18 protein-coding genes are annotated in these 23,118 nt (G+C 50.6%); 1 reads left to right on the forward strand and 17 read right to left on the reverse strand.

Annotated features, from left to right (window positions below):
* The first annotated feature begins 148 nt into the window (after positions 1-148).
* The gene (gene glpD / locus E6P06_RS01160) at positions 149-1,654 is read left to right on the forward strand and encodes a glycerol-3-phosphate dehydrogenase (RefSeq protein WP_139934924.1); all 1,506 of its coding nucleotides are present in this window, start codon (positions 149-151) and stop codon (positions 1,652-1,654) included.
* Positions 1,655-1,897: 243 nt separating this feature from the next.
* Here glpD and glgP read toward each other — a convergent pair whose 3' ends face one another.
* The 17 genes from glgP to E6P06_RS01245 all read right to left on the reverse strand — a co-directional run bounded on the left by glgP (position 1,898) and on the right by E6P06_RS01245 (position 23,110).
* Entirely contained in the window at positions 1,898-4,345 is a 2,448-nt protein-coding gene (glgP, locus tag E6P06_RS01165; protein WP_106672544.1) for a glycogen phosphorylase, read from the reverse strand.
* A 19-nt stretch (positions 4,346-4,364) separates the two neighbouring features.
* Entirely contained in the window at positions 4,365-5,798 is a 1,434-nt protein-coding gene (gene glgA / locus E6P06_RS01170; RefSeq protein ID WP_047372806.1) for a glycogen synthase GlgA, read from the reverse strand.
* A 91-nt stretch (positions 5,799-5,889) separates the two neighbouring features.
* Positions 5,890-7,176, reverse strand: coding sequence for a glucose-1-phosphate adenylyltransferase (glgC, locus tag E6P06_RS01175; RefSeq protein ID WP_085006299.1), 1,287 nt, complete (start codon positions 7,174-7,176; stop codon positions 5,890-5,892).
* Positions 7,177-7,190: 14 nt separating this feature from the next.
* Entirely contained in the window at positions 7,191-9,167 is a 1,977-nt protein-coding gene (gene glgX, locus E6P06_RS01180) for a glycogen debranching protein GlgX (protein ID WP_106672546.1), read from the reverse strand.
* A complete protein-coding gene (gene glgB / locus E6P06_RS01185; protein WP_047372803.1) occupies positions 9,167-11,350 on the reverse strand; it encodes a 1,4-alpha-glucan branching enzyme in 2,184 nt (727 codons plus the stop codon). Before glgB ends, glgX begins: the two co-directional genes overlap by 1 nt.
* A gap of 262 nt (positions 11,351-11,612) precedes the next feature.
* Positions 11,613-12,719, reverse strand: coding sequence for an aspartate-semialdehyde dehydrogenase (gene asd, locus E6P06_RS01190; RefSeq protein WP_106672547.1), 1,107 nt, complete (start codon positions 12,717-12,719; stop codon positions 11,613-11,615).
* A 206-nt stretch (positions 12,720-12,925) separates the two neighbouring features.
* A complete protein-coding gene (locus tag E6P06_RS01195) occupies positions 12,926-13,906 on the reverse strand; it encodes an IS5-like element ISKpn26 family transposase (protein WP_016156491.1) in 981 nt (326 codons plus the stop codon).
* 68 nt (positions 13,907-13,974) lie between these two features.
* Positions 13,975-15,150 (reverse strand): ParB/RepB/Spo0J family partition protein, encoded by a 1,176-nt coding sequence (locus E6P06_RS01200; protein ID WP_007372318.1) that lies wholly within the window; start codon positions 15,148-15,150, stop codon positions 13,975-13,977.
* Between the two features lie 158 nt (positions 15,151-15,308).
* A complete protein-coding gene (locus E6P06_RS01205; protein ID WP_016241554.1) occupies positions 15,309-15,995 on the reverse strand; it encodes a hypothetical protein in 687 nt (228 codons plus the stop codon).
* Between the two features lie 20 nt (positions 15,996-16,015).
* Complete coding sequence (locus E6P06_RS01210; RefSeq protein WP_007372317.1) at positions 16,016-16,765, reverse strand: hypothetical protein; 750 nt, start codon at positions 16,763-16,765, stop codon at positions 16,016-16,018.
* A gap of 1 nt (position 16,766) precedes the next feature.
* Positions 16,767-17,084, reverse strand: coding sequence for a hypothetical protein (locus E6P06_RS01215; RefSeq protein ID WP_007372316.1), 318 nt, complete (start codon positions 17,082-17,084; stop codon positions 16,767-16,769).
* Between the two features lie 41 nt (positions 17,085-17,125).
* Positions 17,126-17,299, reverse strand: coding sequence for a hypothetical protein (locus E6P06_RS27540; protein WP_009653096.1), 174 nt, complete (start codon positions 17,297-17,299; stop codon positions 17,126-17,128).
* Positions 17,300-17,725: 426 nt separating this feature from the next.
* Complete coding sequence (locus E6P06_RS01225; protein ID WP_008786582.1) at positions 17,726-19,357, reverse strand: ATP-binding protein; 1,632 nt, start codon at positions 19,355-19,357, stop codon at positions 17,726-17,728.
* 40 nt (positions 19,358-19,397) lie between these two features.
* A complete protein-coding gene (locus E6P06_RS01230) occupies positions 19,398-19,883 on the reverse strand; it encodes a hypothetical protein (RefSeq protein ID WP_172745723.1) in 486 nt (161 codons plus the stop codon).
* Positions 19,884-19,922: 39 nt separating this feature from the next.
* Complete coding sequence (locus E6P06_RS01235) at positions 19,923-20,927, reverse strand: ParB family protein (RefSeq protein WP_007372313.1); 1,005 nt, start codon at positions 20,925-20,927, stop codon at positions 19,923-19,925.
* Positions 20,924-22,177: a ParA family protein gene (locus E6P06_RS01240; RefSeq protein ID WP_007372312.1), complete on the reverse strand. Its 1,254-nt coding sequence runs from the start codon at positions 22,175-22,177 to the stop codon at positions 20,924-20,926. The genes E6P06_RS01235 and E6P06_RS01240 overlap by 4 nt, the downstream gene beginning before the upstream one ends.
* A gap of 663 nt (positions 22,178-22,840) precedes the next feature.
* Positions 22,841-23,110, reverse strand: a complete 270-nt coding sequence (locus E6P06_RS01245) for a hypothetical protein (protein ID WP_008786584.1) — start codon at positions 23,108-23,110, stop codon at positions 22,841-22,843.
* Positions 23,111-23,118: the final 8 nt, after the last annotated feature.

A 23,118-nucleotide genomic window follows, 5' to 3' on the forward strand; every position in this document is an offset into this window, starting at 1 on the left:
TTAGTGTACGTCCTCCAGGTGGAGAAACACCATTATGTTATGTATATCACTCTAAATTGTTTTTCTGATGTTACCAAAAGCGCGATCTTTTGCTATTATGAGCGATATCGAACATTTGTGAGCTTTAACGAAAGCGCGTGAGGGCAGCATGGAAACCAAAGATCTTATCGTTATTGGCGGGGGCATCAACGGTGCCGGTATTGCGGCGGACGCCGCCGGGCGAGGTTTATCCGTGCTGATGCTGGAAGCCCAGGACTTAGCTTGCGCGACCTCCAGCGCCAGCTCAAAATTAATTCACGGTGGCCTGCGCTACCTTGAACACTATGAATTTCGTCTGGTTAGCGAGGCGCTGGCCGAGCGTGAAGTGCTGCTGAAAATGGCACCGCACATTGCCTTCCCGATGCGCTTCCGCTTGCCGCATCGCCCCCATTTACGTCCGGCGTGGATGATCCGCATAGGTCTTTTTATGTACGATAATCTGGGGAAACGCACCAGTTTACCCGGATCGCAAAGTTTGCGTTTTGGCTCAGAATCGGTCCTCAAACCTGAAATCGTGCGCGGTTTCGAATATTCTGACTGCTGGGTCGATGATGCCCGTCTGGTACTGGCGAATGCGCAGATGGTTGTCAAAAAAGGCGGTGAAGTGCGCACCCGCACCCGCGCCATCTCAGCAAAACGTGAAAACGGACTGTGGATTGTTGAAGCGGAAGATATCGACACCGGGGAAAAATTTAGCTGGCAAGCACGCGGTCTGGTCAATGCCACCGGCCCATGGGTTAAGCAGTTCTTTGATGACGGGATGCATTTGCCGTCTCCGTATGGTATTCGCCTGATTAAAGGCAGCCATATCGTGGTACCGCGCGTTCATTCACAAAAGCAGGCGTATATTCTGCAAAACGAAGATAAACGTATCGTCTTCGTGATTCCGTGGATGGATGAGTTTTCTATCATCGGCACCACCGATGTGGAATATAAAGGCGACCCGAAAAACGTCGAAATCGACGAAAGTGAAGTGAATTACCTGTTGAAGGTCTATAACGCGCACTTTAAAAAGCAACTGACGCGCAATGACATTGTCTGGACTTACTCCGGTGTGCGCCCGCTGTGTGACGATGAGTCGGATTCTCCGCAGGCAATCACCCGCGACTACACGCTGGATATTCACGATCAGGACGGCAAAGCGCCGCTGCTTTCCGTCTTTGGTGGCAAACTCACGACCTACCGTAAGCTGGCTGAACATGCGATGGAAAAACTGGCCTCCTATTATGAAGGTATCGGCCCCGCATGGACCAAAAACTGTGTGTTACCCGGCGGTGAACTGGCGGGCTATCGTGATGATTACGCTGCAAAACTGCGTCGCCGTTACCCGTTCATTAGCGAATCGCTGGCTCGCCATTACGCACGGACCTATGGCAGCAATACCGAGTTGATTCTGGCCGGAGCCAGTAGCATCGAGGACCTGGGTGAAAACTTCGGGCACGAGCTGTACGAAGCCGAGCTGCGCTACCTGGTTGAGCATGAGTGGGTGCGCCGTCTGGATGATGCCATCTGGCGTCGTACCAAACTGGGCATGTGGCTCAATGCCGACGAGCAGTCCCGCGTAGCCCAGTGGCTGGCTCGCCACAGCAAAGCAGAACTCTCGCTGGCCTCGTAATCGTGCCCCCGCTGAGAGATGCTCAGCGGGGGTTTTATGACGCGGCAGCGGGGGCTTACAATGAAAGCCCACAGTGCCTCAACATAAACAGTCTTCCCCTCATCCGCACCTATCCCCTGCCGCCTTATCCTTGTTTGTCGACTCACTACAGAGACCAGACAGGAGGGTTTATCCCTTTCATCTTCTGAAAAAAAACGGAGCCCTGAGGCTCCGTGCGGTATTTATGTCAAAAGCAAAAGTGACTTACAGGCGTACCGGATCGATATGCCAGATCTGCTCGGCGTATTCCTGAATCGTTCTGTCAGATGAGAAATAGCCCATATTGGCAATGTTGTGCATCGCCTTCGTGGTCCACTCTTCAGGAGTGAGATAGAGTTCGTCTACCTTATCCTGGCAATCAACGTAGCTGCGGTAATCGGCCAGCACCTGATAATGGTCGCCAAAGTTAATCAGCGAGTCCACAAGGTCACGGTAACGGCCTGGATCCTGCGGATTGAACAGGCCAGTCGCGATTTGCGTCAGCACCTGATGCAGCTCCTCATCTTTTTCGTAATATTCACGTGGTGAATAGCCTTTACGACGCAGCGCTTCCACCTCTTCCGCAGTATTACCAAAAATGAAGATGTTCTCTGCCCCCACATGTTCGAGCATTTCCACGTTCGCGCCGTCCAGCGTACCGATAGTCAACGCGCCGTTCAGGGCAAACTTCATGTTACTGGTGCCGGATGCTTCCGTCCCTGCCAGAGAAATCTGCTCAGAAAGATCTGCCGCCGGGATGATCACCTGCGCGAGACTTACGCTGTAGTTAGGAATAAAGACCACTTTCAGCTTATCGCCAATCTGTGGATCGTTGTTGATCACCGCCGCCACATCATTGATAAGATGAATGATGTGCTTCGCCATGTAGTACGCTGAGGCCGCTTTACCGGCGAAGATATTAACGCGCGGTACCCACTCCGCTGTCGGATCCGCTTTGATACGGTTGTAGCGGGTGATCACGTGCAACACATTCATCAGTTGCCGCTTGTATTCGTGGATACGTTTGATTTGCACATCAAAAAGCGCTTTCGGGTTGACCACCACATTAAGCTGCTGACCTATGACTGCCGCCAGGCGCTTTTTGTTCTCCAGCTTGGCATGACGAATCGCCTGATTCACCAACGGGTAGTCGATATGCTGCTCCAGCTCACTGAGCTGGCTCAAATCGGTACGCCAGGTGCGACCAATATGCTCATCAAGCACACCAGACAATGACGGATTCGCCAGTGCCAGCCAGCGACGCGGTGTTACACCGTTGGTCACGTTAGTAAAGCGCATGGGGAAAATTTTGGCGAAATCGGCAAACAGGGACTGCACCATCAAGTTTGAATGCAATTCAGACACGCCATTCACTTTATGGTTCACCACCACGGCCAGCCATGCCATGCGCACGCGACGCCCGTTCGATTCATCGATAATCGACACGCGACTGAGCAAGTCAATATCGTTAGGGTACTGTTCCTGAATGGTTTTCAGGAAGTAATCATTAATTTCGAAGATGATTTGCAGGTGGCGCGGCAGGATCTTACCGAGCATCTCTATCGGCCAGGTTTCCAGCGCTTCGCTCATCAGCGTATGGTTGGTGTATGAGAACACCTGGCAGGTCACCTCGAACGCTTCATCCCATGAGAATTTATGTTCATCAATCAGCAGACGCATTAATTCGGGAATCGACAACACCGGATGGGTGTCATTCAGGTGAATCGCGGTTTTCTCCGCCAGATTGTTATAAGTTTTGTGTAGCTGATAATGACGGCTCAAAATATCCTGCACGGTTGCCGACACCAGGAAGTACTCCTGACGAAGGCGCAATTCCCGGCCTGAATAGGTCGAGTCATCCGGATAGAGCACGCGAGATACGTTTTCGGAGTGGTTTTTATCTTCCACCGCCGCAAAATAATCGCCCTGGTTAAATTTACCCAGATTGATCTCGCTACTCGCCTGCGCATTCCACAAACGCAGGGTATTCGTTGCGTCGGTATCGTAGCCTGGAATAATTTGGTCGTAGGCCACGGCCAAAATCTCTTCGGTTTCCAGCCAATTGGACTTTTTACCTTCCTGCTGCACACGGCCGCCAAAACGCACTTTATAGCGCGTGTTATGGCGTTTGAATTCCCATGGGTTACCGTATTCCAGCCAGTAGTCCGGGGACTCTTTTTGCCGTCCATCGACAATGTTCTGCTTGAACATGCCGTAGTCATAGCGAATACCGTAACCCCGGCCCGGTAAGCCCAGTGTCGCCAGAGAGTCGAGGAAACAGGCCGCCAGACGGCCCAGACCGCCGTTGCCGAGGCCGGGGTCATTTTCTTCGTCGATCAGCTCTTCCAGATCCAGCCCCATCTCTTCCAGAGCATTTTTGACATCGTCATAAATACCTAACGACAACAGCGCATTGGATAGGGTGCGGCCAATCAAAAACTCCATCGACAGGTAGTATACCTGGCGCATTTCCTGAGAGAGCTGCGCACGGTTGGAGCGTAACCAGCGTTCTACCAGGCGATCGCGCACCGCAAACAATGTGGCGTTCAACCACTCATGTTTGTTGGCGATGACAGGATCTTTACCAATGGTAAACATCAGCTTGTAGGCAATCGAATGTTTTAACGCTTCGATGCTCAGTGTGGGTGATGCATATGTAAAAGGTGCATTCATACAAGTGATTCCTGGAAAACTATTTCAACCGATAGTAAAGATCGCGATAGGATTGCGCGGCGACCTGCCAGCTAAAATCCATGCCCATCGCCTGACGCTGAACAAAGCGCCAGAGAGAGGGACGGGACCACAACACGAAAGCACGCCGAATCGCGCGAAGCAGCGACCAGGCATTACTGTCTTCAAATACAAAACCACTGGCGATTCCATCTGCCAAATTCTCCAATGAGCTATCGGTCACGGTATCCGCCAGCCCGCCCGTGCGACGAACTAACGGCAACGTGCCGTACTTCAATCCATAAAGTTGCGTTAACCCACACGGCTCAAAACGGCTCGGAACCAGAATGACATCTGCCCCGCCCATAATGCGATGCGAAAACGCCTCGTGATACCCAATTTGCACGCCGACTTGCCCTGGATGCTCAGCGGCCGCCGCAAGGAAACCCTCCTGCAGAACCGGATCGCCCGCGCCAAGTAGCGCCAGTTGCCCGCCTTGCTCCAGCAAACCGGGTAATGCCTCCAGCACCAAATCCAACCCTTTCTGGCTGGTTAAGCGACTCACCACCGCGAAAAGCGGGGCTTTGTCGTTCACTTTCAGCCCCATAGCGATCTGTAGCTGGCGTTTGTTCTCCGCCTTTTCCTCCAGCGTATCCCGCGTATAACGTGAAGAGAGCAGCAGGTCTGTTGCCGGATCCCAAATTTTTTCATCCACGCCGTTCAGAATACCGGACAGACGTCCTTCAACCTGCCGCTGACGCAGCAAACCCTCCATGCCATAGGCAAACTGCGGCTCGGTAATTTCGCGCGCATACGTCGGGCTGACCGCCGTAATATGATCCGCGTAATACAGCCCCGCTTTCAGGAAAGAGATCTGTCCGTTGAATTCCAGCCCATGCATATTAAAGAACGACGATGGCAGCTGTATTTCACTCATATGTTGTGCGTAATACATCCCCTGATAAGCCAGGTTATGTACCGTGAACACCGACTTTGCCGGGCGCCCCTTCGCCGCCAGATAAGCGGGCGCCAACCCTGCATGCCAGTCATGGGCATGGACAATATCGGGTCGCCAGAACGGGTCCAGCCCGCTGGCCATCTCAGCGCCAACCCAGCCAAGCAAGGCGAAACGCAGTACGTTGTCGGTATAAGCAAAAAGATTAGTATCGTGGTACGGGCTCCCGGGACGATCGTAAAGATGCGGCGCATCGATTAAGTAGATCCCCACCCCGTTGAAATGTCCGAACAGCAATGAAATACGACCAGCGAATGTATCCCGCCGGGTGACCACTTGAGCGTCAGTCACACCGCGACGAACATCCGGGAATGCAGGCAGCAAAACGCGCGTATCAACGCCATCGGCAATTTGCGCCGCAGGCAATGCGCCAATAACATCAGCCAGACCACCGGTCTTCAGCAACGGAAACATCTCAGAACATACATGTAAAACCTGCATTATCGCTCCTGTCAAAACCGCTAACACTTAGCGGGCGCTAGCGGGAAAAACAGCGCGCGGACCCCTTCCGCGCAAGGTTATCTCGATGCTGTTACTCTTGTTGCAACTTACGCAGCATTTCGCGCGTCACCAGTACAATCCCCTCTTCGGAGCGGTAGAACCGACGGGCGTCTTCTTCGGCATTTTCACCAATGATCGTCCCTTCCGGGATGACACAGGCCCGGTCAATAACGCAACGCCGCAAGCGACAGGAGCGTCCGACCCAGACCTCCGGTAAAAGAACCGCAGAGTCGATATTGCAGAACGAGTTCACACGCACCCGTGAGAACAATACCGATTGCACCACTACCGATCCGGATATCACACATCCACCGGAAACCAGTGAGTTCAGCGTCATACCGTGACTTCCCGATCTGTCCTGAACAAATTTCGCCGGTGGTAAAGATTCATTATAGGTACGTATTGGCCAGTTACGGTCATACATGTCCAGTTCAGGTACAACTGATGCGAGATCGAGGTTTGCTTTCCAGTACGCTTCGAGGGTTCCTACGTCACGCCAGTAGGGTTCTGATTCAGGGTCCGAATGCACACAGGACAGTGGGAAGGGATGTGCATAAGCCATGCCAGACTTGGTTATCAGCGGGATGATATCTTTGCCGAAATCGTGACTGGAATTTTCATTCTTGTCGTCTTCTTCGAGCAACTCATAAAGGTACTCAGCGTCGAAAACATAAATTCCCATGCTGGCGAGCGATTTTGTGCTGTCATTCGGCATTGAAGGCGGGTTGGCGGGTTTTTCGACAAACTCAATAACTTTGTCGTTTTCATCCACCGCCATGACGCCAAACGCACTTGCCTCTTCAATGGGCACCGGCAGACAAGCCACGGTGCAACGCGCACCTTTTTCGACATGATCGATAAGCATGCGTGAATAGTCCTGCTTATAGATATGGTCGCCGGCCAGAATGACGATGTACTCCGCACCATAACGGCGAATGATGTCGAGGTTTTGCGTAACCGCATCGGCAGTGCCGCGATACCAGCTCTCGCCATGCACACGCTGCTGAGCAGGCAACAGATCGACAAATTCGTTCATCTCTTCGTTGAAGAAGGACCAGCCACGCTGAATATGCTGCACCAGCGTGTGGGATTGATACTGCGTGATCACACCAATACGACGAATACCGGAGTTAATGCAGTTGGATAATGCGAAATCGATAATACGGAACTTACCGCCGAAGTGAACCGCGGGTTTGGCGCGTTTTTTTGTCAAATCTTTAAGGCGGGTCCCGCGCCCTCCCGCAAGTATCAGGGCTACAGATTTTAATGGCAGCTGGCGCGCTAACATTAAGGGATCGTTCTTATCTAATCTAACCATGACTAACTCCTTTTTTATGACCTTTCAAAGACGCACACTCCGTGCGCGGGCCCATGCCAGACAGCCATCACTACCGGATTATCCTCACCGGCAAACGGAGGAACAGCACGCCATTCCCCTTCTGGTAGCGCAATCTCTGCAACTTCATGCGTGCCGTTAATCGCCAGCAGTACACGATCGGACAGCAGAATTTGCAGACGGTGGACACCGCTTTGCCACTCCGCAACACTGAGAGGCTGCGCTTCCTTATTAAGCCAACGCACGTTGCCATCCCCCTCTTCCCACCATGCACCCCGGGTTAATGCGGGAATACGCTGGCGGAGGTGAATCAACGCGGCGGTAAATGCCATCAGCCCACTGTTAGCGTGTTGCCAGTCAAGCCAGGTCAACGCGTTGTCCTGACAGTAAGCGTTGTTATTACCGTGCTGGCTATGACCATGCTCGTCACCGGCCAGCAACATTGGTGTTCCCTGGGACAATAGCAGTGTTGTTAACAGGGCATGGACGCTTGCTCGCCTCCTTTCTGTTACATCAAAACTGCTACTTAGCCCTTCTATACCATGATTATTACTGTGGTTGTTGTTAGTACCGTCGCGATTTTCCTCACCATTCGCTTCGTTATGCTTATGGTTGAAACTCACGCAATCACGCAATGTAAACCCGTCATGCGCCGTCACCAGATTGACCGACGCATGGGGCAGACGCCCTTCGCGACGGAACATATCGCTGGATGCGGCAAAGCGCCCGGCAAACTCCCCAGGCGAGAGTGACTGCTCCAGCCAGAAACGGCGCGTTGCATCACGAAAATGATCATTCCATTCGGCAAACAACGGCGGAAAATTCCCCACCTGGTAACCGCCCCAGCCGATATCCCAAGGCTCAGCGATAAGCTTCACCTGGGAGAGCAACGGACAGTTTTTGATTGCCTCAAACAACGGCGCCTGCTGGCTGAATGCCGGCGTGCGGCCCATAATCGTAGCCAAATCAAAACGAAAGCCGTCGATATGGAAAGTCTCTACCCAATATTTCAGGCAAGCATATGCATAAGCCACGCCGCCTGGATGACTCAGGTTTAACGTATTGCCGCAACCGGTCCAGTTTTCGTAATCGCCGTCATCCCTGATCCAATAATAGCTACGGTTATCAATTCCGCGCAGGGAGAGGGTTGGCCCATCAAGGTCAATTTCAGCGCTGTGGTTCAGCACGATATCAAGGATGACCTCAATACCGTTTTGATGCAGTGACTTAACCGCATCACGCAACTCATTGATGGCCGACTCGGGAGAGGTGGCATAACGCGGGTCAAGCGCAAAGAGCGCCAGCGGGTTATAGCCCCAGTAGTTACTTAAACCCAGACGTTGCAGGCGCGGCTCACTGATAAAATGCGCCACCGGCATCAGCTCAAGCGCGGTGATACCCAGCGTTTTGAAGTAGTTGATCATTACCGGATGACCAAGGGCTTTATAGGTACCGCGAATCTCAGCGGGCAAATCCGGGTGCAGATACGTCAACCCTTTGACATGCGCTTCATAGATGACTGTATTACCCCATGGCGTGCGTGGCGCGGCATCATTCTCCCAGTCAAACGTGTCATCCACGACCACGCTTTTTGGCGCGATGGCCGCGCTGTCATGTGGATCAGGAGAATCATAGCCGCCGTGCAACAATGGGCTGTCTTTCACATCACCTTCGACACGGCGCGCACAGGGATCGAGAAGTAGCTTCGCCGGGTTAAAGCGATGCCCCTGACCAGGTTCCCACGGGCCGTGTACACGGTAGCCATAACGCGTACCGGGCAACGCATTCGCCAGGAAACCGTGCCAGACATCGCCGCTACGGGCGGGTAAGTCAAAACGCTGTTCGTTGCCTTCGTCATCAAAAATGCACAGCTCCACTCGCTCCGCATGTGCCGAAAATAGCGTGAAATTCACGCCATTTTCCTCCACATGGGCTCCCAGTGGCGTCGCGTTGCCTGCGGTCAGCCTGGTCATCACCCCTCCCGCACAAACCAGACGGTTGCCAGCGGCGGAATCGTCACCGAGAGAGATTGCGCCCTGCCGTTCATCGGGATTTCATCACTGTGCACGCCACCGCCATTGCCGGTATTGCTGCCGTGATAGTGCATCGAATCCGTATTTAATTCTTCACGCCAGCGCCCCGGCTGGTTGATACCAAAGCGGTAGTTATGGCGCGGTACGGGGGTGAAATTGCTGACAACAATAATTTCGTTCCCGGCTTTATCGCGACGCACAAAGACAAACACCGAGTTTTCATGGTCATCCACCACCAGCCATTCAAAGCCATACGGGTCAAAATCCAGCTCATGCAACGCTTTGTGATGACGGTAGACGTGGTTCATATCCCGCACCAGACGCTGCACGCCGTGGTGCCAGTTATCGCCCCCTTCAAGCAGATGCCAGTCGAGGCTACTGTCATGGTTCCACTCACGCCCCTGCGCAAATTCGTTACCCATAAACAGCAGTTTTTTACCAGGGAAAGCCCACATCCAGGCGTAGTAAGCACGCAGGTTGGCAAACTTCTGCCACGCATCGCCGGGCATACGGTCAAGAATAGATTTCTTGCCATGCACCACTTCGTCATGGGACAGCGGCAACACGAAATTTTCCGTGTAGTTGTAGAGCATGCCAAAGGTGAGTTTGTCGTGATGATGTTTGCGATAGACCGGATCGAGCTTCATGTAATCCAGGGTGTCGTGCATCCAGCCGAGGTTCCACTTGTACCAGAAGCCCAGGCCGCCCAGCGAAGGCGGACGCGAGACGCCGGCAAAGTCGGTGGACTCTTCCGCCATACTCACCGCGCCAGGAACCTGCTCGCCAAGAATGCGGTTGGTGCTACGCAAAAACTCGATGGCTTCGAGATTTTCCCGCCCACCAAATTCGTTGGGGATCCACTCGCCTTGTTTACGGCTGTAATCGCGGTAAATCATCGAGGCGACGGCATCCACGCGCAGGGCATCAATACCAAAACGCTCAACCCAGTAGAGCGCATTGCCCACCAGATAGTTGCTGACTTCACGGCGACCATAGTTATAAATCAGGGTATTCCAGTCCTGATGGTAACCTTCACGCGGATCGCTGTGTTCATAGAGCGCGGTGCCGTCAAATTCGGCCAGAGCAAAGTCATCGGACGGGAAATGACCTGGTACCCAGTCCAGAATCACATTCAACCCAGCGGCATGAGCCGCTTTGATAAAGTAGATAAAATCATCACGCGTGCCAAAACGGCGCGTCGGGGCATAGAGGCCCGTTGGCTGATAACCCCAGCTTCCGTCAAACGGATGCTCATTAACGGGCAGCAACTCCAGATGGGTGAAGCCCATCCATTTTGCATACGGCACCAGTTGGTCCGCCAGCTCACGGTAGCTCAGCCAGAAATTATTGTCCGTGTGACGACGCCATGACCCCAGATGGACCTCGTAGATGGAGATGGGCGCATCAAATTCGTTGGCCTTTTTACGCTCTTGCGTCTGCGCTATCTTTTCCGGCAGATCGCAAATCATGGATGCTGTTTCCGGGCGCATCTGCGCTTCAAAAGCGTAAGGGTCAGATTTGATCCGCAGCTTGCCGTGCGCATCAATCATCTCAAATTTATAGAGCTGCCCATTGTGCGCACCCGGAATGAAAAGTTCCCAGATACCGCTTTCACGGCGCAGGCGCATGGGATGGCGGCGACCATCCCAGTAGTTAAATTGCCCGACGACGGAAACCCGGCGGGCATTTGGCGCCCACACAGAGAAGCGGGTCCCGGTCACGCCGTCCATTGTATCTGCGTGCGCGCCCAGCGTTTCGTAAGGTCTCAGGTGGGTGCCTTCGGAAAGCAGCCAGGCGTCCATATCCTGAATCAATGGACCAAAGCGGTAAGGATCGTCGATAAGGTTCTGCTGCCCATGCCAGATAACGGCCAACTGGTAGCGAAAGGGGTTTTTGCGTCGCGGCAGAACGCCACTAAAGAAACCGCGTGAATCAAGGCAATCAAGATTGCCTACTTTGCGCCCGGTTTTGGGTTCAATAACCCAGACCTCGGTCGCGTCAGGTAATAATGCGCGGACTTCCAGCCCGGCTTCCGTCTGGTGCATGCCGAGGACGGAAAAGGGGTCTGCAAAATGGCCTTCAATGAGCGCATTAATCACGTCTCTATCTACAAAAACAGACATGGTTTAATCCTTGTTATTTATGTCACACCTTTCCCGGCAAGGTTATACGCCCAGCTGTGACATTTTTTTTGACCTGAACGGCGCAGCACATAATGTGCATCCTCTCTGCTCCGTCCTACCTTCAGGCAGAATGCGTAAACACCCCACTTAAAGCATAGCCAACGCTTTATCTGACTCCCGAGAAAAATATCAACATCTGCGTACACTCCGTTAATACGCAAAAAAAAGGGGTGACAAGCACCCCTTTTTAAACAAATTAAGATTATGCGAGCTGGCGTAATACGCGGCGTAGCGGCTCCGCTGCGCCCCACAGGAGCTGGTCCCCTACGGTAAATGCAGAGAGGAAGTCCGACCCCATATTCAGCTTACGCAGACGCCCTACAGGGGTGGTCAGCGTGCCTGTTACGGCAGTTGGCGTCAGTTCACGCATGGTGATTTCACGGTCATTCGGCACCACTTTCGCCCATGGGTTATGGGCCGCCAGCAGCTCTTCGATGGTCGGAATAGACACATCTTTTTTCAATTTAATGGTAAATGCCTGGCTGTGGCAGCGCAGCGCACCGACGCGAACACACAAGCCATCAACCGGAATTGTGGTGGTTGTCGCGAGAATTTTGTTGGTTTCAGCCTGGCCTTTCCACTCTTCACGGCTTTGACCGTTATCCAGCTGTTTGTCGATCCAGGGGATCAGGCTACCAGCCAGCGGCACGCCGAAGTTATCGACGGGCAGTTCGCCGCTGCGAGAGAGCTGGGTAACTTTACGTTCGATATCGAGGATGGCAGAAGCCGGGTCTGCCAGCTCAGCCGCCACGTGACCATGCAGTTGCCCCATTTGCGCTAGCAATTCACGCATATGACGCGCACCGCCGCCGGAAGCAGCCTGATAAGTCGCCACAGAAACCCATTCCACCAGATCGTTGGCGAACAGACCGCCCAGTGACATCAGCATCAGGCTGACAGTACAGTTGCCGCCCACGAAGGTTTTGATGCCTTTGTTCAGGCCGTCGGTAATCACCGCCTGGTTCACCGGGTCAAGAATAATGATGGCGTCATCTTTCATACGCAGGGAAGAAGCAGCATCGATCCAGTAACCCTGCCAACCGCTTTCACGAAGCTTTGGATAAATTTCGTTGGTATAATCGCCGCCCTGGCAGGTGACAATGATGTCGAGGGCCTTCAGTGCTTCCAGATCGAATGCGTCCTGCAACGTACCGGTAGACTTACCGCCGAACGTCGGGGCTGCCTGACCAAGCTGGGAAGTAGAGAAGAAGACCGGGCGAATGGCGTCGAAGTCGCGCTCTTCTACCATGCGTTGCATGAGTACGGAGCCGACCATTCCGCGCCAACCGATAAAACCAACATTTTTCATAGCGTATTTCCTGCGAAGGTGTGTGCTGTTAGTGCGAGCCAGTATCCAACTGGCGCTAAGGAAGGTGCGAATAAGCAGGTCATTTCTTCCCAAGCTGACTCGCTGATTAAAATTTCGCGGATCTGGGCCGATTTTTTTCCCGCAAACACATCGAATCAGCCTATTTAGGCTATTTTTTCCACCATTTCTGGCGTTATTTCCGGTTTTTACTGAGATCTCTCCCACTGACGTATCATTTGGTCCACCCGAAACAGGTTGGCCAGGGTGAATAACATCGCCAGTTGGTTATCGTTTTTCAGCAGCCCCTTGTATCTGGCTTTCACGAAGCCGAACTGCCGCTTGATGATGCGAAACGGGTGCTCCACCCTGGCACGGATGCTGGCTTTCATGTATTCGATGTTGATGGCCGTTTTGTTCTTGCGCGGATGCTGCTTCAAGGTTTTTACCCTGCCGGGACGCTCGGCGATCAGCCAGTCCACATCCACCTCGGCCAGCTCCTCGCGCTGTGGCGCTCCTTGGTAGCCGGCATCGGCTGAGACAAATTGCTCCTCTCCATGAAGCAGATTACCCAGCTGATTGAGGTCATGCTCGTTGGCCGCGGTGGTGACCAGGCTGTGGGTCAGGCCACTCTTGGCATCGACACCAATGTGGGCCTTCATGCCAAAGTGCCACTGATTGCCTTTCTTGGTCTGATGCATCTCCGGATCGCGTTGCTGCTCTTTGTTCCTGGTAGAGCTGGGTGCCTCAATGATGGTGGCATCCACCAAAGTGCCTTGGGTCATCATGACGCCTGCTTCGGCCAGCCAGCGATTGATGGTCTTGAACAATTGACGGGCCAGTTGATGCTGCTCGAGCAGGTGGCGGAAATTCATGATGGTGGTGCGATCCGGCAGGGCGCTATCCAGGGATAATCGGGCAAACAGGCGCATGGAGGCGATTTCGTACAGGGCATCTTCCATGGCACCGTCGCTCAGGTTGTACCAATGCTGCATGCAGTGAATACGCAGCATGGTCTCCAGCGGATAGGGCCGTCGGCCATTGCCCGCCTTGGGATAAAACGGCTCGATGACAGCGGTCATATTCTGCCATGGCAGAATCTGCTCCATGCGGGAGAGGAAAATCTCTTTTCGGGTCTGACGGCGCTTAGTGCTGAATTCACTATCGGCGAAGGTGAGTTGATGGCTCATGATGTCCCTCTGGGATGCGCTCCGGATGAATATGATGATCTCATATCAGGAACTTGTTCGCACCTTCCTTAGTACACCGGGTGCAGCTGAGTCTCTTCAGTTTCACCATTCTGCTGGTTAGCGCCATCGGTATCGGCATCAGTCGCATCGTCAGCACCGCCGTTGTTTTCAGCACTATCACCGTCGTTGTCACCATTAGCTTCAGCATCTTCTGCCTGTTTTGCTGATTCCAGTTCAGCCAGGGTAGCCATCAGAGTACGGGCCATTTCAGGAGTCAGGCGTAAGACGACTTCTTCCGGCACGGTTTCCGTAATTTCGATCTGATTTTCATGCTCACCTTCCGGCTGCGGCGGGATCTGGTCGCGCAGCTGGCTCAGGGTTGGCAACAGGCTGTCGAAGGTTTTACGGATAACTTTCGGTTTCAGGCCAGTCTTTTTCTTGGAACTCACGAATTTGGCAGTGACGCGGGTTTTCCCAGCTCCTTCTGCCTTTTTCAGGGATTCCATCAGGACTTCATACGGGTCGCGGTCAGTACCCTGACATTCGTTAATAACGTCAACGGCAACGTCACCAGATACCTTATCTTCTTTCACCAGCATCTTGATGCTGAAGTCAGCGTTTGCCAGCACGATACTGCGGCGAACGGTGACCAGAGAGACACCCAGACGCTGAGCAATCGACTCAATGGTGTGACCCCAGCCAATCAGGCGCTTGAAGCCTTCAGCGCGTTCCACCATCTTCAACTGAAGGGAGTTGGCGCTCTCGATCATGTTGTAGACTTCTTCGTCCTTGCCGCCTTCAAATTCCTCGACGGTGATTTTCTGGAAGCTCGCGCCCTCAGCAATCGCCATCATCAGGCCAGCAAAACGGTGGTGGCCATCAATGATTTTCAGGCGGGTTACGCCTTCCACTACTACTGGTTTAACGCGGATGACAGGCACTGACTGAGGACGTTCCAGATAAGCGTGTTTGAACATTACCGCACGGTCATAATTTACGTCGCGGAGGTTCAGTCCCTCTTCCACAAACAACCAGTACGGGCTCACCGCAAAGACGTTGTTACGCCCGATATCGGCTTCTTCGAACTGTTCCGTATTGCCGCTTTTACGCGCTTTGGTTACGAAATCGCTCAGTGCTCGGAGTGATGATGGCGCTTTGTCTAAGCTGCGCATCAGTACCGCAGCGCCTTCCAGATTTTCCAGGGTACGGCTTTGTTCGAAGATAGCTTTAACGTCGGTGTTCATGGTGTTTCTCCGCTTTAGTTATTGTGTCGCGAGGTTCGTTGCTTGCTGTAAATCCAGTTAAACACACACCAAACAGGTGACGAAGCGTATTTGGGGACAAAATGTCTCTTTTTTTTCGGGTACATAAAAAAGCCCTGTAATCCAGTGATTACAAGGCCTTAGCTCGTAATGATGACATCAAGATGGCGACGTTTTTCGATTTTGACCGCATTTTTCATCAAAATTGTCATCACTTCATTTAGTTTTGAACTCTCCCCTTCCTCATATGAACCCCAAGGTAGGAATGGAGTAGGACTATTGATATTGAATGCAACGCCCGTAGGGCATCGCCATGCAGTTGGCTTCTTTGAGTCAGGTTCCCATTTCACCAGGAGTATTGGCGCGTTACAGTCGATGTCATCGATGGCTGGTATAGCCTCATATAAAAACACTCCCGCATCATCCCCACTGAAGAAAGCTAGATGCTTATACGCGCTGGCAAAAGAGACTACGCCCGCGAAAAGGCCCACAACGATGAGGTTAAGGTTCGATGTTTTGTGACGGATACGTTTTTGCTTCAGGCGAACCATTGTCAGGGCTGACAAGAAGATAGCCACCAGCCCCCCGGCTCCTGCGAACCAAACGGAATTGATTTGCAGGAAGGAAATCAAATCACGATGCTCTCTCTGGTTTTCTTCAAGCATCAACGACACAAAAGTTGTTGTTACTGGCATTGATATCAGGAATATCGTGATCATCACTATTGCAAAAGTCTGTATGGAATAGCGGTCTCTATTTTCCTCTATAACAGAATTAAAGGATAACAGATAAACAAATGTAAATAATAAAATGGAAAGAAGGTACATTGGTTATGCCTTTTTTTGGGTTATCGCTGAATTCTTTTATTTAATTCTGTTCTGAAAAATGCATACAAGAACTGCCACCCATCACCATGAGCCGTTCTGAAATCTTTTTCAGGGAGTACCGGAAAACCAAATTTAAAATTATCTTTTCCAGTGTGGCGCTGGCAAAAGTGCGCAAGCTCATGTGCCACTACGCCTTTGATATGATCCAGTTGATTGATTGAATAAAATGCTCCGATGTCCTTACGCTGCTCTATATGTGCGTACTCATGGTAGCGATAGCGCGGTGTATCACTGTCAGGATAAATGGACGATGGTGAAATAGTGATTGAGCTCCTGCCGCCCCATGAATGTTTGGCACTCCAGTTGACCCGAACTTCAGGCGCAGGGCCGGTGAAACCATATGCCTGTCTATAGAGGTGCAGAAGATACCCTGAATACAGAAAAACAACTTTCTCCGCCGTCATAACGCGAGAAACGCCATAGCGAGCAACTGCCCTATCTCTGGCTGTCAGAACGGGGGTTTTTACCCGTGGGGAGAATAATTTTGTTGGGCTGAATAGCCAGACTTCTGAATCGTCATCAGGCATATCCAGTATCACCTGAATTTCTTCAGGCGACCCAACTCGTTGATGCCACCTTTCAAGATTATCGCCCACTTCATTCAGGCTGATTAAATCATCGGCATTCTCGTAGAATAACCAGATCAGCGTTCCTCGTGGGAGTGCTTTCTCAGCTGTAATATGTGAGAGGATAATTTGACGTGGTGTCATCTTATTCGCCACAGTTCCCGGATGCTTCTATCAGTTTTATTTTTGTTGCTTCTGCCGCCTGCATTTTTTGTTTCATCTTCTCAATGCTAGCGGTCACACGGCGGGCGCACCATTGATACGCTGCCTGACGTGATTCGAAAAACTCATAATCCGCGTGCAGGTAAACTGATGTGCCGTAGGAGACGGACATACGGTAACCCTTCGGCGTTTCATTGATGACTTCCCGTTCTTCTACACAGTTTTCAAACTCAGGGACATAATCCACGAATCGACGACGCAGAATGCAAAACAGCACCTTTATTTGGTTTTCATCAGTCATTTGTTATCCTCGTTATTCTTCTTATTTATCATCAACCTTTCTTAATTGTCGATGCTGAATACGGCGGAGCGGATTTCACGCTTGGCCTGCTGACGGGCGCGGTGTTTGCTTACACGAAGAGATCTATCGTATGCATTGTTTTTACGATAGCCACGCGAGCGGCACAGTGAACAAGTGCAGCCTTCTACTGAATAGAAAATCCCAAACGGTTTCATAAGTATCACCTTTAAGCTTGATAATAATGTTTATCATAGCTGGAGTTATTCAGGTGACGAATAGTTAAGGGGCGCGTTTTGCTTGGGTTTTTACACTATCGTTTATTGAGTCGATGAGGTCGGAAATAGAAAGGAGTTTTCTGCCAAAGAATAGTTTTCGTCTGGCTTCTATTTCGTAGCGGAAGGGTTCAATAATTTCATCTTCATGCATGATTACGAAACGATAGCCGTTATTAAGGAGTTTATGCAGCTTGTTTGTTTTTTTTCTTATGGGACTTAGCTTAAACATTGTTATCAACTTCTCATCATGATCACCTGAATTGTTATAACACAGTTATTTCCGACACGCTGCTGCTTTTGCTGAAGAACTCGGATTGCTTTGGGCTGGGCCAGCAGGTTGTATGCCGGGCGAACCCGGCATCGTTATCACAGGGCTTTTTCTTTTCCCTTTCGTTCTATCCCACGAAACATCGCGCATTTCCGCACAATATCCAGTGTCGGGATGCTACCACTCCCCTGCTCTTTCACGCTCATTCGCAACGTGAGCCGTAGCAACATCTTGATGTCACGTGGTGGAAGTTCTGGGTAAGTGTTTACAAGTGATCTGACCAGTTCATCAGGAATGTTCACGCCAAAGTTCTCACCCATAATCTTCCAGATCTTTTGGGCATCTGATTTCTCCGGCACATCATAGTGAATGATTGCAGCGCATCTTGGTATGATAGCCTCATCGATGTCACTACCCCGGTTGCTTGTCATGAACATCAACCCATCGAAATACTCCAGTGTACGGAGGAACTCCGCAACGATGGCATTTTGAGTCAGTGATGCTCCACGCTGCATGACAAACACATCGGCTTCGTCCAGAAGCAGGACACAGTTCCAGCGTTTAGCCCGGGTCAGAATCGTCCGCAGATTTTTCTCAATGTCATCGGCGTTGGTTCCCAGTGCGCCAGCATGAATTGAGTACAGGGGCCGTTCAATGACCTCTGCATACACTTCAGCAGTTAATGTCTTCCCAAGTCCGGGTGAGCCCACGCACATGATGATGTTACCCGCGCTTTTCCCTTCAACAATATCGCTGGTGAAAGCGCTGATATCCGTGGTCAGTATATCGAGTAAATCACGGTGGTCTTCCGGCAAAACCATCTTTTTTGGCAGTTCTTTATCATACTTGTATGGTTCTACGTTATTGGCATGTATCCAGATAAAGTCTTGCAGCGAGAGATCAAAATAACGCTGCACAGGAATTTCGGGTAAAAGGCCAAACTGGTCATCTTCAAAAAGAGGCGACTCCACTTCTGCACCGTAGGCATCGCACTCACTATCAGGCAAATCGTGTATCAGTTTATGCCCTGCTATTTCCAGATTCCGGTCGCTGTAGCTATACGATTCCATTCTGACAGCCCTGCCGGTTGCTTTAAACTGATTGCCAAATTGCCCGTCGACCACTTCCTTAAACCGCGTTAGTTGTTCCAGGTACTCTTGTTTCAGCTCATGCGTTTCATGGTAGATATCACGGTCGGCCAGTGTCTTAGCGACACTGCGCCGCGCCACCTCATTAGGCTCGAAATTCAGGGCGGTAAGCTGGGTTCCGTAAACCTTTTTGGAGTGCGAATATTCGCCGAACCCATACCAGCTGATTTGTAACAATAGTGATGGGGGACGGTCAGAGTTTTTTTCTGATTTTACTTCTTTTATTGCTGTAACAAGACCGGGGTACAGGTTGCCGTCATGACCGCGTCGGTATATCCAGCCATCAATTCGATTTGACTTCAGATACTGTAGTAACACACGACCGAATGCCGGAAAACTGCTCACAGGCTTATCGAAATCACCTTCCAGTGCAGTGATGATCGATTCAAGAGCTCGTCGATTTTTTGACTCTCCATCACCACGACATGCCTGTAAAAGTTCATTCAGATCATCCCGAGATAAACATAGCGGATCGACGGCAATCTCATCGTCAGAACTACGGTGGCTATAACGATTACGTAAAGCCTCAAATGTTGGGCTTGTGGTAGCTTTTAGTGTTTCTGTTTTTATCGTGAGTGCCATAGCCGTCCTCGTCAGTAATTTACTTTGATATGCCTTAAGTTCACATGGAAGGGGCAACTTCGAACGCATTAGGAACTCTGATCCGCGAGCCTATTTCCAGTTTAATGGTTGCCTTTACGTATTCACCCTCCTTCAGATAGGTGATGTCTTGGTTATGAAATGTTGACTTTTCATGTGTAGCCCACCATTCCATAGAGCTTGGGATTTTTAACGTTAGCCCAAGATGTTCAGTGAGATAGCATACTCCCATGTTTGAGTAGGTCTTAACGGGGTTCGGGTAGAATTGAAAGTTACCCTCTACGAGACAATCAGTACGAGGATCGATGAACGAAAGGAAAACGCTAAAAGTACCCTGACGTTTTAGCTCGGCGTAAGCCTCAAGAATCGTGAAACGCTTTAATGCGTCATTTGAAAACAGGGTTACAATTTTTTCCGAAAGCATAGCCACCTCATGAGCTGTTTTTTTCCTATTATCAACCGGTGTCTCCTCCTGACGAATAGGTTTGCGGCCAAAAAAAAACTGCACCAGGAGGTGCAGTTTCGATAATCAAGCAATGGCGAATTGTTATTTTTCGCTACTCAGTTTATCCGTAATAAATGCTTCAATTTCTGCCATGAGCTCGGTACTCATTCGGTTAAATTCAAAGCGAACTTTACGGCCTGATGCATTTTTGCTGATACGGGCGTATTTGTCCTTATTAGCAAAATTAGCCAGATCACGGGTTTCCCAACTTTTTGCAGGTGGCTTTTGATCGAGTAATTCAACCGCCTTTGTGATCTGCGCCATGACAATTTTCTGCGCTTCCGGGATGTCACTGATGTCCAGATTAGCAATTTCTTCTTTCACCCTATCAACTACATCTGCAAGAATGAAAAGGTTGCTCTCTACGTATTTCTGAAGTTTGGACAACCGGCTGTAGAAGGAGTTTGGTATACCTTCATAATCCGGGAACAGAGCTATCAACGAACCGTCAATACGCGCCGCCTGAATACGTTTAAAGACTGACACATGGCTTATGCCAAGAAAGAGGGCAAGCTCTTCATTTTTGGTGAATCCTTTTTCCTGCATTAGTTCCAGATACTGAAGCCCAACCTCTCGGTATGAGAATCGGCGTGATGTTTGTGCAGCGGTAATAATCGCCTTGATGTCCTCAGCTGATAGATCATCTGGTAGCACCCATAAAGGCAGATCTTTTTGAGCCGCAATACAGCAAAAACGTCTGCGGCTACCTTCAATAAGCAGGTACACGCCATCACGTTTAACGGCAACACCTTCAGTATCAACACCCCTTGACTCAATTTGTTGCAGGATATCTCGTACTGCGTTTGTGGTAAGCGCTTCCTGATTTCGCGGGTTCATTGGGTGAACGGCGGTCTCAGTAGCGACATTTTCAGCTGCTACAGTGACGTGCTCAGCTTCAAGTTTTCGCCCGTTATGAAGGGTAAAGAGTTTCTTAATGCGAGGGGGACTCTTAAGGTTAGCTAACCCGGAACGGTGGCCTACATCGGTTCGCTTTGGCGTATTTAGATAACGCGATTTATCGTTTCCGATATGCTGTTCATCACTCATGCGTTAACTCCTTCCTTCGCTGAAAAACTCTTTATCTCATTAATAAACTGTTGATATACGGACATTACGGATTCTTCGGCAATATCCAGCTGCTTTGGTGAACATAACTCTTCAGATTTCTTAATATCGAGAACCGACCTACCCCGTGACGCAGCTGCTTTGAATGCTTCAGAGTTTTTGATATTGGTTGCCATAAACAGGTCTTGAACGGTTCGAATTAACTTATCGAGGACTATTTTTTCGTATGGGCTTTTATCATCGACGTTAACGGCCAGTACTTTAAACCATTTAATATTTTCACCTTTATTGGGAGACTGACGGAATCGCTCACTGATCGTCAGCATAAAATCAGTTGTGGATGCATAGTCGTATTCTCGCGGAGAAACTGCGACAAGAATACCGTCAGCGGCCTCATCAGCGGCCCAGATAATTGGCGAGTCTTCTGGAGGGGTATCGAAGATAATAAGGTCATACTTAGCTTTCAGGACTGGCATTATCACTTCTTTGAATCGTAGCAACAACTGAGTGCGCTCTTCTTTACTGCACTGCCAGTATTTATCTTTGAATCTCGCATCGGTTGGGAACGCAGTAATTACATCAAGATTTGGCAGATGGGTTGAGAACGGCATATTCTCAATGATTTCAGCCTCAGAGTAACCCATGTCGAGGTATTTTTTATATTCAGAACCTTCTTCATACACGCCCAGGATTGCGTCGATTGCAGTCAGGAATACGTCGTCTTCAGATACGCTTTGAATCATACCGCTACCAATAGAGCCTTGCGGATCCCATTCAATTACTAAAACTCTGGCATTCAACTGGAGATCAAGTGCTGCTGCTACAGCCAGAGCCACTGAGGTCGTGCTTTTTCCTGTCCCACCTTTATGATTCTGAACAATGATTGTTCGGCTCTGGTAGTAATCTCTATAGCGCGGATAACCCAGGGCATCCATAATATTCTGGACATCCCAGCGGGTATAAAGGTGGTTTTTGTTCTGATAAATAGGTTGACCCACCAGCCTTTTTTCTTCGAGATCAGCGAGAATTTTATTGAAGGTAACTCGAGATTTTCCAAAGAAGTCGGAGAGATTTTTTTTATTCAGGCAGTGGTTATAGATAAGGCGATCTACCCCCTCCACACTGTCATCTGATACAGATACCCGGGAAGAAGCCAGTAACGATTCTTTCAATGAAATTTGTTCGGACTTCATGCGTTGCCCGACAAGGGCAATTTTATCTATTAGATTCATTCTCGTCATACCCTCAAACCTGAATTATGAATTTAAACGCATATGCGTATACTTTACGTATAATGCGTAAAATGACGCTCTATGCGTATAATTGTAACGGCAATCAGATTGAGACGCTAACATTCTATTTTGTTTTTTCTTCATTTTGCGATCTCGAAATGCAGTTCAATGACACATCATCTTTCTCTTCTGGCGATTAAGGGGGTTAAGTAATCCACGGGGCGGGCAGAACCCGGAGAGACTGACTGGCGATTAAGGGGGTTAAGTAACCCACGGGTCGGGCAGAACCCGGAGATGCTGGCTGGCGATTAAGGGGGTTAAGTGACCCACTGTACGGGCAGAAACCGGAGAGGCTGGCTGGCGATTAAGGGGGTTAAGTGACCCACTGTACGGGCAGAAACCGGAGAGGCTGGCTGGCGATTAAGGGGGTTAAGTGACCCACGGTACGGGCAGAACCCGGAGAGGCTGACTGGCGATTAAGGGTGTTAAGTAATCCACGGGTCGGGCAGAACCCGGGGATGCTGGCTGGCGATTAAGGGGGTTAAGTGACTTAGCGCTGGAGGATACGCCCTGCAACTATTGGTAAATGAATGACAAGGTTTCCCGTAAGACCCATCAAATAAAAAAGCCTCTGAAGTAGAGGCTCTTGGGTATTCGATATAGTTAGGCTAATTCGTCCGGGTCGTTGATGGCACTAACGAAGAACTCCGTGCGGTAATCATTCCCCCATCCCAACCAGACAGAAGGTGAACCCTCCTTTGCCAACGAACGGTCACCCGTCATGCTGTCCGCTTGGACAGGAACTGTCACGCATTCTTTAATAGTATCGGCCTCGGCAACCAGTCCAGTACTCTGGGTTTCAAATCCGGCAATTACGACAACAGCATCAGGGTCGTGTAGCTGAAGCTGGGCGATAAGCTCTTTAACTTTCATAGTGATCC

The sequence above is a fragment of the Citrobacter sp. CF971 genome (genome assembly GCF_006385635.1).
In the GTDB taxonomy this organism is placed as follows: Bacteria; Pseudomonadota; Gammaproteobacteria; order Enterobacterales; family Enterobacteriaceae; genus Citrobacter; species Citrobacter freundii.